The 9748-nt window shown below is 72.8% G+C and carries 9 protein-coding genes; 5 read left to right on the top strand and 4 right to left on the bottom strand.

Annotated features, from left to right (window positions below; all coding sequences use genetic code 11):
- The 4 genes from NON00_RS07225 to NON00_RS07210 form a co-directional block, all read left to right on the top strand.
- The coding region (locus tag NON00_RS07225; protein ID WP_256019144.1) for an HlyD family efflux transporter periplasmic adaptor subunit at window positions 1–715 on the top strand (715 nt) is incomplete at its 5' end.
- The gene (devC, locus tag NON00_RS07220; protein ID WP_256019142.1) at window positions 712–1902 is read left to right on the top strand and encodes an ABC transporter permease DevC; all 1191 of its coding nucleotides are present in this window, start codon (window positions 712–714) and stop codon (window positions 1900–1902) included. The genes NON00_RS07225 and devC, both read left to right, overlap by 4 nt.
- A gap of 210 nt (window positions 1903–2112) precedes the next feature.
- The gene (locus NON00_RS07215) at window positions 2113–2787 is read left to right on the top strand and encodes an ATP-binding cassette domain-containing protein (protein ID WP_256019140.1); all 675 of its coding nucleotides are present in this window, start codon (window positions 2113–2115) and stop codon (window positions 2785–2787) included.
- 57 nt (window positions 2788–2844) lie between these two features.
- Window positions 2845–5079 (top strand): bifunctional diguanylate cyclase/phosphodiesterase, encoded by a 2235-nt coding sequence (locus NON00_RS07210; RefSeq protein WP_256019137.1) that lies wholly within the window; start codon window positions 2845–2847, stop codon window positions 5077–5079.
- A gap of 157 nt (window positions 5080–5236) precedes the next feature.
- Here NON00_RS07210 and NON00_RS07205 read toward each other — a convergent pair whose 3' ends face one another.
- Together NON00_RS07205 and NON00_RS07200 are read right to left on the bottom strand one after the other, a co-directional pair.
- Complete coding sequence (locus NON00_RS07205; protein WP_256019135.1) at window positions 5237–6208, bottom strand: site-specific integrase; 972 nt, start codon at window positions 6206–6208, stop codon at window positions 5237–5239.
- Window positions 6205–6648, bottom strand: coding sequence for a thioesterase family protein (locus NON00_RS07200; protein ID WP_256019133.1), 444 nt, complete (start codon window positions 6646–6648; stop codon window positions 6205–6207). The genes NON00_RS07205 and NON00_RS07200 overlap by 4 nt, the downstream gene beginning before the upstream one ends.
- Before the next feature lie 179 nt (window positions 6649–6827).
- On the opposite strand from NON00_RS07200, the gene NON00_RS07195 reads away from it, so the two are divergent.
- Window positions 6828–8048, top strand: a complete 1221-nt coding sequence (locus NON00_RS07195; protein WP_256019130.1) for an MFS transporter — start codon at window positions 6828–6830, stop codon at window positions 8046–8048.
- A gap of 133 nt (window positions 8049–8181) precedes the next feature.
- On the opposite strand, the gene NON00_RS07190 is transcribed toward NON00_RS07195, so the two are convergent.
- Both NON00_RS07190 and NON00_RS07185 read right to left on the bottom strand, forming a co-directional pair.
- The gene (locus tag NON00_RS07190; protein ID WP_256019127.1) at window positions 8182–8832 is read right to left on the bottom strand and encodes a hypothetical protein; all 651 of its coding nucleotides are present in this window, start codon (window positions 8830–8832) and stop codon (window positions 8182–8184) included.
- A complete protein-coding gene (locus NON00_RS07185; RefSeq protein WP_256019124.1) occupies window positions 8829–9488 on the bottom strand; it encodes a ParA family protein in 660 nt (219 codons plus the stop codon). The genes NON00_RS07190 and NON00_RS07185 overlap by 4 nt, the downstream gene beginning before the upstream one ends.
- Between the last annotated feature and the right edge of the window lie 260 nt (window positions 9489–9748).

Here is a 9748-nt window from a genome sequence, read left to right as displayed (position 1 = left end):
GGCCGAGGCCGAGGCCAGGCTGGCCCTGCTGCGCGCCGCCGGCCGGCCGGAGGAGGTGGCGGCCCAGCGGGCCCGCCTCGCCGCCCTCCAGGCCGCCGCCGAGAATGCCCGGCGCGAGGCCGCCCGCGCCGAGACCCTTGTTCCCAGCGGTGCCGGCGGCCAGGCCGAGGCAGAGCGCCGCCGCTTCGCCGCCATCCGGGCCACCGCCGAGGCGGCGGAAGCCGAGGCCGAACTGGCCCGGCTGCAAAGCCCCCGCCCGGAGGACCTCGCCGTCGCCGAGGCCCAGCGTGACGCCGCCCGGGCCGCCCTGCGCGCCGCGGCGGCCGAGGCCGAGCTCTCCCGCCTGCGCGCGCCCATCGCCGGCACCATCCTGGCCATCCATGCCCGCCCTGGCGACCCGCTCGGCAATGACGGCCTGCTCGACATGGCCGATCTGGAGCGCATGGATGTGGTGGCCGATGTCTATGAGACGGACCTGCCGCGCCTGCGCATCGGCCAGCGGGCGGACGTGCTGCTGCCGGGGCGGGAGGGCCGCGTCGGCGCCACGCTGCGGGAAATCGGCTGGCAGGTCCGCCGCACCACCCAGGCCGGCACCGACCCCGTCGCCGCCGTCGATGCCCGCACCGTCGCCATCCGCCTGACGCTGGACCCGGAGGCCGCCGCGCAGCTCCGCCGCCGCTCCAACATGCAGGTGCAGGTGGCCATCCGCCCATGAGGCCCTGGAACGCGCTCTGGCTGCCGCTGCGCCTCGCCTGGCGGCAGCTCCGGGCGGAAAAGGCCCGCCTCGCCTCCGCCATCGCCGGGGTGATGTTCGCCTGCGTGCTGGTCTTCATGCAGCTGGGCTTCCGCGCCGCCCTGTTCGAATCCGCCACCTCGCTGATCACCGCCATGCGGGCGGAGGTTTTTCTCCTCCACCCCCTCACCCTGGCGAGCTTCCGGCCGGAGCCGCTGCCGCGCATCCGCGCCTGGCAGAGCCTCGCCCTGCCGGAGGTGGAGCGCGCCGTCCCGGTCTATCTGGCCCAGAGCACCTGGCGGAACCCGGAGAGCGGGGCGCGCCGCACCATCCAGCTCGTTGGCTTCGATGTCGAGGCGGGGGCGATGCGCTTCACCGGCCTCGACGCGGTGGCCGAGGCGCTGAAGCGCCCCGATACCGTGGCCTTCGACCTGCGCTCCCGTCCGGAATTCGGACCGGTCTCGCAACTTCTGGCCCGGCGCCGCGCCGAGACGGGGGAGGCCGCCCTGCCGGTGCAGATCGCCAATCGCCGGGTCGAGGTGGTGGGGCTGGTGGAGATCGGCCCCTCCTTCGGGGCGGATGGCAATGTCCTGCTCAGCGAGACGAATTTCCGCCGCCTCGTGGCGGACCGCCCGGCATCTCACACCGATCTCGTGGCGCTGCGCCTGCGCCCGGGGGCGCAGCCGGCGGCGGTGCGCGACCGGCTGGCCGCCCTGCTGCCCGCCGATGTCGCCGTGCTGACCTACCCGGAACTCGTCGCCTGGGAACTGCGCTACTGGGAGACGGCAACGCCCATCGGCTTCATCTTCGCCTTTGGCAGCCTGATGGGGCTGATCGTCGGCATGGTCATCGTCTACCAGATCCTGTTCAGCGACATCGCGGGGCATCTGCGCGAATACGCCACGCTCAAGGCCATCGGCTATTCCAACGCCTATCTCGGCCGGGTGGTGCTGGGGGCGGCGCTGCTGCTCGCGGTGCTGGGCTTCATCCCCGGCGCCCTGGCCTCGGCCGGTCTCTATGCCGTGGTGGGGCAGGCCACCTTCCTGCCGCTGGGCATGACGCCGGAGCGCGCCCTGCTGGTCTTCGGCCTCATCTTCGGCATGTGCGCCCTGGCCGGGCTGCTGGCCATGCGCAAGCTGCGTGATGCCGACCCGGCGGATATGTTCTGAAAGCGTGCTTGCAGATGCGGAACGTGGTCTTGAGAGGGGCTTTGCCCCTCTCAAACCTGCGCGGCAGTGCCGCGCAGCCACCAAAGGCCTGAGGCCTTTGGAAACCCTTTCTGAAGGTGGGTGCAGGGGACCCTGTCCCCTGCTGGGGGTTGAGGGGGCAAAGCCCCCTCATAGCCTGCCTTTTCCAAGATCTCTGGGGAACCGCCGCTGATGGACCCTGTCGAGCTTTCCGGTGTCTCCTACGGCTATGGTGCCGGCGCGCTGCGCCGGGCGGTGCTGCGCGAGGTCAGCCTGCGCGTCGCGCCGGGGGAGATCGTGCTGCTCACCGGCCCCTCGGGCTCGGGCAAGACGACGCTGTTGACCCTGGTGGGCGCGCTGCGCGCCCTGCAGGAGGGTTCTGCCCGCGTACTGGGGCAGGAACTGGCCGGGGCGGGAGAGGGCGCGCGGGTGCGGCTGCGCCGCCGCATCGGCTTCATCTTCCAGAACCACAACCTGCTCGGCTTCCTCTCCGCCCGGCAGAACGTGGCGATGGCGCTGGAAACCGCGGCCGAACTGCCCGAGGCGGCGCGGCTGGCCGAGGCGGACCGTATCCTGGAGGCGGTGGGCCTGGCCGGGCACCGCCACAAGCCGCCCGCCCAACTCTCCGGCGGCCAGCGCCAGCGCGTGGCGGTGGCCCGCGCCCTGGTGGCCCGCCCTGGCCTTGTCCTGGCCGACGAGCCCACGGCGGCCCTCGACCGCGCCAGCGGCCAGGAGGTGGTCCGCCTGCTGCGCGACCTCGCGCGCGGGCGGGGCGTGCCGATCCTGCTGGTGACGCATGATCCGCGAATCCTGGATATTGCGGACCGCATCGTCAGTATGGAGGATGGCAGAGTGACCGCGGCTTAACCCCACAGCCTCAGGCTGGCCGCTGGACCTGTACAGGCCCCGAGGACCGCCGCCGGCATGACCCTGCTCCCTGAGACGCCCGAGGCCACCGAGGCCGCCCGTCTGGCCGCGCTGCGCTCGCTGCATCTGCTCGATACCCCCTCCGCCCCGGATTTCGAGGCGCTGGTGGCGCTGGTGGCCCGGCATTTCGGCTGCCCCATCGCCATGATCTCCCTGCTCGATGAGAATCGGCAATGGTTCAAGGCGGTGCGTGGCCTGGCCGTGCGGGAACTGCCCCGCCACGGCTCCTTCTGTGACCGGGCGATCCAGGGCAGCGAGGCGCTGGTGGTGGAGGATGCCCGGCAGGATCCCCGCTTCCGCGACAGCCCCCTGGTGACCGGCGCACCCTATTACCGCTTCTATGCCGGGGAGCCCCTGCCGGTGGAGGGGCGCAATGTCGGCACGCTCTGCCTCGTGGACCACGCCCCGCGCTGGCTCGATGCGGCGCAGCGGCGGGATCTGCGGGATTTTGGCCTGCTCGCCCGCGCCCTGCTGCGCGCCCATGCCGAGGCGCGCCGGGCCGAGGCCGCGCTGAAGGAGGCCCGCCGCCACGCCGCCCTGTCCAGCCGCAAGGCCCGCCTGTTGCAGCAGACGGAGCGGCTCGCCCTGCTCGGCGGCTGGGAGGTCGATCCGGAGAGCAGCCAGATCCTCTGGTCGGATGAGGTCTACCGCATCCACGAGCGGCCGCTCGGCTCGGCCATCAGCATCCCGGAAGCCCTGCTGCACTACCTGCCGCAGGACCGGGCCCATCTGGCCGAGGGCCTGCGCCGCCTGCTGGCCGAGGGGGAGCCGATGCGGCATGAATGCGACTTCATCACCGCCCAGGGGCGCCAGCGCCGCGTCCGCATCGTGGGCGAGTGCGAACGGGATGGCAGCGGCCATGCCCGCGCCGTCGGCATGATGCAGGACATCACCGAATCCTGGCAGATGCGCCAGCGCCTCGAGGACATGCGGCACCGCGACACGCTGACCGGCCTCGCCAATCGCGGCCTGCTGGTGGAGAGGCTGGAGGACGCCCTGGCCTGCCCCCCGCCGGGCATGGCGGGCCTTGCCCTGGTGCTGCTCGACCTCGACAATTTCCAGGATATCAATGACCGCCACGGCCACGCCCTGGGCGATGCGCTGCTGTGCGAGATCGCCGCCCGCCTGCGCGCCGCCGCCGGCCCGGCGGGGCTGGCCGCGCGCACCGGCAGCGATGAATTCGCCCTCCTGCTGCCCGTCGCCACCGAGGCGGATCTCCAACCCCTGATCGACGACCTCGCCGCCCGGCTGAACCGCCCCTTCGCCGGCGCCGCCGGCATGCTGACGGTCTCCGCCAGCCTGGGCCTCGCCCTCGGCCCGCGGGATGGCGCCAGCGCCGATCTGCTGATGCGCCAGGCCGATATCGCCCTCTCCCATGGCCGGCGCCTCGGGCGCGGGCGGGCCACGCTCTTCTCCCCCGCCATCGCCCGCCGCTTCGCCGAGCGGCGCGGCGCCATCGAACTGGCGCGCGAGGCCCTGCGCGAGGACTGGTTCCGCCCCTTCTACCAGCCCAAGCCCGGCCTGGCCGTCGCCGGCTTCCATGGCTTCGAGGCCCTGGCCCGCATCATCCTGCCTGATGGACGGGTGATCAGCCCCGCCGGCTTCGCCGCCGCCCTCCAGGATGAGGACGCCGCCCGCGCCATCGGCCTCGCCATGCTGGACAAGGTGACGGAGGATCTCCGCCTCTGGCGCGCCGCCGGGCTGGGCCAGGCCTGCGCGGCGATCAACGTGACGGAGGCCGATTTCACCGGCGGCGACCTCGACCGCCGCATCCTGGACCGCCTCGCCGCCTGCCGCCTCCCCGCCGCCGCGCTGAAGGTCGAGGTGACGGAAACCGTGTTCCTCGGGGAATCCGCGCCGATCGTGGTGCAGACCCTGACGCGGCTGCACGCCGCCGGCATCGACATCGCGCTGGATGATTTTGGCACCGGCTTCGCCTCGCTCACCCATCTGCGCGATTTCCCGATCCAGGAACTGAAAATCGACAGGAGCTTCGTCGACCGGCTGGAGGATGACCCGCGCAGCGCCCGCATCATTCTCAGCGTCATCGAGATGGCCCACCGCCTCGGCATGCGCGTGGTGGCCGAGGGGGTGGAGCGCGAGAGCCAGCACCAGGCTCTGCTGCGCATGGGCTGCGATATCGGGCAGGGATACCTCTATGGCCGCCCCGCCCCGGCGGCCCAGGCAGCGGCCTTCTGCCGTGGCCAGGATGGGCCCGCTGCCGGCTCCTGAGAGGGGCTTCGCCCCTCTCAGACTCTCCCCACCAAAGGCCTGAGGCCTTTGGAAACCCTTTCCGGGAGGGAGGGGTGTTGAGGGGGCAGAGCCCCCTCGGCTCCACAGGCGCCGCGCATTGTCAAACCGCCTCGGAGCCCGTGGGAGGGCGCGTCAGTCAAAGGTCCAGCAGCTTCGCCGCGCTGTCGCGCACAAGGCGGGAGCGCCGCACATAGGCCCGCATCGTCTTCAGGTCCCGGTGCCGGGTATGGTCCATGATCTGCTCGTCCCGCGCCCCGGCCAGATAGGCCTCGGTGACGAAGCCGGCCCGCAGGCCGTGCGGCGAGAGCCGCTCGCCCCGGGGAACGGACAGCCCCGCCTCCCGCGCGCGCCGGTGCAGGATCTGCCGCACGGCATCGGGGTGCAGCGCCGCGGCATCCAGCCGCCCCCAGCGGTCCACCCGGCGGAAGACAGGGCCGTAATGGCAATCCGAGGCCGCCAGCCAGCGCTCCACCGCGCGCACCGGGCAGGTCTGCGGCCGCCTGCCGCGCGGAATGCCGATCTCCACCCCCTCGCCCACCGCATCGGTCTTGGAGCGCGGCAGCATCAGGCGCAGCCCTTCCGCCTCCAGCCGCAGATCCTCCCGCCGGATGCCCGCCAGTTCAGAGCGCCGCAGCGCCCCGGCGAAGCCCAGCAGCAGCAGGGCACGGTCGCGCAGCCCCGCCAGCCCCTCGCCACAGGCGGCGGTCAGGCGGCGCAGCTCCACCGAGGTCAGTGCGGCGGCGGGGCGGCGCGGCGTGCCATGGGCGCGGAAAATGCCCCGCAGCGTCGCCCGCAGCGCCGGATGGGCCGGCTCCCAGGCCGCCCCCTGCAACCGGTGGGCATGGCCGATCGCCGCCAGCCGGCGCCGCAGCGCGCTGCGGCTGTAGCGCGGCGCGATCTCGGCCAGGTAGGCGGCCACCAGCACCGGCGCGGCTGGCAGCGCCGCCTGCCCCTGCTGGTGGCACCACAGGCTGAAATCCCGCCAGTCCGCCGCATAGGCGCGGCGCGTCTCCGCCGCCAGGGACTGCGCCGCGTAATCTGCCGCGGCGAGGCGGCCGGCCAGGGCCGGCGGCGGCGCCATCGGGGAGGGGGGGCGGGGGTCCGTCATCCGCCCGCCCCCGCCGCCTGGGGCATGGCGAGGGCCAGCAGCGCCTGCCGCAGCGTCTCCGGCAGCGGCGTGGCGCGCCGCGTGGCGGCATCGACCAGCACCACCACCCCCTCCGCCGTCGCGGCGCAGAGATCGCCCTGGAACACCGCCTGCCCGGTGGTGAAGGAACTCCGCCCCAGCCCGGTGATCACCGAGCCGATGCCAATCGGCCCCAGTTCCCGCAACTCCGCCCGGTAGTCGATGGCGATGCGCGCCAGCACGAAATAGCTTTCCGGCCCGGAGAGCAGGCGCTGCATCAGCTCCACCCGCGCCGTCTCGAAATAGGTGGCGTAGGCGGCGTTGTTCACATGGCCAAGCCGGTCCGTATCGCCGAAGCGGACCCGGTCCTCGGCCCAGAGGGGATAGATCTCGCGCAGCAGGAGGCGGGCATCATTCGCCATGCGGGGCATTCCTTCGGGGCCAGGGTGGCGCGGTGGGCAGGGCAGTGTGGGGCAGCGCCGCGCATCCGCAAAGCCACCCCGGGGATGATCCCGGCCCAGGCCCCCCGATGGACGCCCGCGCGCCGCCCCGGCACAAGGAGGCGGCACGACAAGACCACCCCGGAGGAACGCCGCCCCCCATGACCCTGACCGCTTCGCCCCCCGCCGGGGCGGCGCGCCGCTGGCGCGTGCTGCTCGGCCTCTGCGCCTGCGTGGTGCTGGGCATGACCACCTGGTTCTCGGCCGCCGCCGTGCTGCCGCAGCTCCGCCTGCGCTGGGCGCTCAGCGAGACCGCCGCCGCCTGGCTGACCATCTCCGTCCAGCTTGGCTTCCTGCTCGGCGCGCTGGGCGCGGCGCTCACCGGCCTGCCGGACCGGCTGCCGCCGCGCCGCATGATGCTGCTCTCCGCCCTCGGCGCGGCGCTGGCCAATCTGGCGCTGCTCTGGGCGCCAGGGCCGGGCACGGCCATCGCTCTCCGCCTGCTGACCGGCATGCTGATGGCCGGCCTCTACCCGCCGGCGCTGAAGCTGGTCTCCACCTGGTTCCTGGAGGGGCGCGGCCTCGCCCTGGGCAGCGTGATCGGTGCGCTGACCCTGGGCTCCGCCCTGCCGCATGCGGTGAACGCGGCGGGCGGGCTGCCCTGGCAGGGTGTCATCCTGGCCGCCAGCGCGGCGACGCTGCTGGGTGCCCTCGGTGTGCTCGGGCTGCGGGAGGGGCCCTATCCTTTCCCGCGCGCCCGCTTCGAGCTGCGGCGCCTGCACCACGCCCTGGCCGGGCGGGCGGTGCTGCTGGCCACCGCCGGCTATCTCGGCCACATGTGGGAGCTCTACGCAATGTGGAGCTGGATGCTCTCCTACCTCCGCGCCCGGCTGGGGGAAGGCTCGGGCTCCCTGGCCTCGCTGCTCACCTTTGCCATGGTCGCGGCGGGGGCGCCGGCCTGCGTGCTTGCGGGGCGCATGGCGGACCGGCTCGGCCGCACCACCGTCACCATCGGGTTGATGGGCTGCTCCGGCCTGTGCGCGGCGCTGATCGGGCTGGCCTGGGCGGGGCCGCTCTGGCTCGTGCTGCTGGTCGGGCTGGTCTGGGGGGCGACGGTCATCGCCGATTCCGCCCAGTTCTCCGCCATCGTCACCGAGGTGGGGGACCCCGCCCTGGTCGGCACGGCGCTGACGGCGCAGCTGGGCCTGGGTTTCGCCCTCACCGCCCTGGCCATCGGCGTGGTGCCCTGGGCGGTGGAGGGGCTGGGCGGATGGCAATGGGCCTTCCTGGTGCTGGTGCCGGGGCCTTTGCTCGGCATGCTGGCGATGGCCCGGCTGCGTGGCCTGCCAGAGGCGGCGCGCATCGCCGGCGGCAGGGGCTGAACAAGTGTCCTCAAAGAGAGCGCGTGATCTTCAGAGGGGCAGCGACCAAAAGCCTGAGGCCTCTGGAAACCCTTTCTGATGGCGGGTGCAGGGGACCCTGTCCCCTGCTGGGGGTTGAGGGGGCAAAGCCCCCTCAATCCTGCTCTTCCAGTGCGGCGATGCGGGCTTCGATCCCGGCCAGCTCGGCCAGGAGATGGGCGCGCCGCTGGCGCAGCCGCTGCAATTCCGGCGCGGGCGCGGCAGGGAGAGCCTGGCGCAGCGCCTGGATTTCCCGCCGCGTCACATCAGGCCGGATCAGCCCCTGCGCTCTGGCCGCCTGCCACTGGCGGTCATTCAGCAGGGTCAGCTGATAGGCGGTGCCATAGGAGCCGGGGCAGTCCTGGGCCGGCAGGCGGCCGCTCTCCACCGCGCGGGCGATCTGGCGCAGCTGCGTCGCCGTGGCGTCGGAGAAGGGAAAAAGCCGCTCCGTCCCCTGGCGCAACCGCTGCCACTCCTCCCGGCTGAGGCTGCGCTCCAGTTCCAGCAGCGTGCGGCCGATGGCCAGGAAACTGTCCCGCGCATCGCCCCATTCCTTGCGGATCTCGGCGCGGGCGCGCAGCACCTGCCGCAGCCGCGCCGCATCCTCCGGCAGGGCGGTGCCGGCGAAGACCTCGCGCAGCGTCGCCAGCCCCTCCGCCTCCTCCGCCGAGAGCGTGGCGAGCTCCCCGGCGCGCGGGTCGGGCAGCGCCTCTTCCTCGGCGGCGAGGAAGGCACGCAGCGCCCCGCGTGAGCGCTTGCCCTTCACAGCCCGGCCTCCCGCTTCACATAGGCCCACACCTCCTCGAAGGGCGCGATGCCGCGGGAGCGCGAGTAATCCAGCAGCGTCAGCCCCTTGCTGGCGGGGACGTGCACATCCTCCAACTGCGGCAATTCGGTGGGGCAGACGGCGCCGGTCTTCACCAGCGTGCCGCGCATCCGGGCATAGGAGGTGGTGCGGCGGTTGGCGCGGTTCAGCACCACGGCGGCGCGCAGGCCGCGCTCGCCCAGGGCGCGCAGCCAGGGGGCGACGCTGTCGATATCATCCTGGGTGCAGACGGCGGGCACCAGGATGAGGTCCGCCGCCTCGCCCAGCGCGTCGATGGCGGGCAGGTGGTCCTCAATGCTCGGGGGCGTGTCGAGAATGGCCAGCCTGTAAGCCCGCGCCACCTTGAGCGCCGCGCGCCAGTCCTGCAGGCTGGCCGGCTGCACGGCAACGGGGGCGAAATCCGGGAAGGTCTCCCGCGTGCGGTCGCGCCGCGCGGCCCATTTGGCCAGGGTCTGCTGCCGGTCGAAATCCAGCCCGATCGCGCCAATGCCCTCCTGCGCCGCGCTCACCAGCAGATGGCGGCTGAGCACCGACTTGCCTGAGCCGCCCTTGGGCGAGGAAACCAGCACAATGCGGCAGGAAGCGGAGCGGGCCATGAAAAGCGCCTTCAGCCAGGGCGTAGCCCGGCAAATTAGGCAGAGGCGTCCAGCCTGTCGAGCCAGCGGGGATTTCAGGGGGAAGGTTCTTTTTTGAAAAAAAGAACCAAAAAACTTTTTTAGTTTGGCGGCTCGCCAGGCCGGGAGAAGGCAGGCAGCCTGGAGAAGGGCTCAGGAAAGCCGCGAGACTCCTCCGCGCCGTTAGACATGTCTAATTCCGGATAAGGAACGAAAGGGCACGGGCTTTCGCCGCCGGGGGA

The sequence above is a fragment of the Roseomonas sp. GC11 genome, from assembly GCF_024437745.1.
Taxonomy (GTDB): domain Bacteria; phylum Pseudomonadota; class Alphaproteobacteria; order Acetobacterales; family Acetobacteraceae; genus Pseudoroseomonas.
Note: the sequence above shows the minus strand (reverse complement) of the source record. Positions and strands in the feature narration are given on the sequence as shown.

Coding starts and splice junctions, on each gene's coding strand:
- devC (WP_256019142.1), top strand. CDS start 712: ATGAGGCCCTGGAACGCGCTCTGGCTGCCGCTGCGCCTCGCCTGGCGG.
- NON00_RS07215 (WP_256019140.1), top strand. CDS start 2,113: ATGGACCCTGTCGAGCTTTCCGGTGTCTCCTACGGCTATGGTGCCGGC.
- NON00_RS07210 (WP_256019137.1), top strand. CDS start 2,845: ATGACCCTGCTCCCTGAGACGCCCGAGGCCACCGAGGCCGCCCGTCTG.
- NON00_RS07205 (WP_256019135.1), bottom strand. CDS start 6,208: ATGACGGACCCCCGCCCCCCCTCCCCGATGGCGCCGCCGCCGGCCCTG.
- NON00_RS07200 (WP_256019133.1), bottom strand. CDS start 6,648: ATGGCGAATGATGCCCGCCTCCTGCTGCGCGAGATCTATCCCCTCTGG.
- NON00_RS07195 (WP_256019130.1), top strand. CDS start 6,828: ATGACCCTGACCGCTTCGCCCCCCGCCGGGGCGGCGCGCCGCTGGCGC.
- NON00_RS07185 (WP_256019124.1), bottom strand. CDS start 9,488: ATGGCCCGCTCCGCTTCCTGCCGCATTGTGCTGGTTTCCTCGCCCAAG.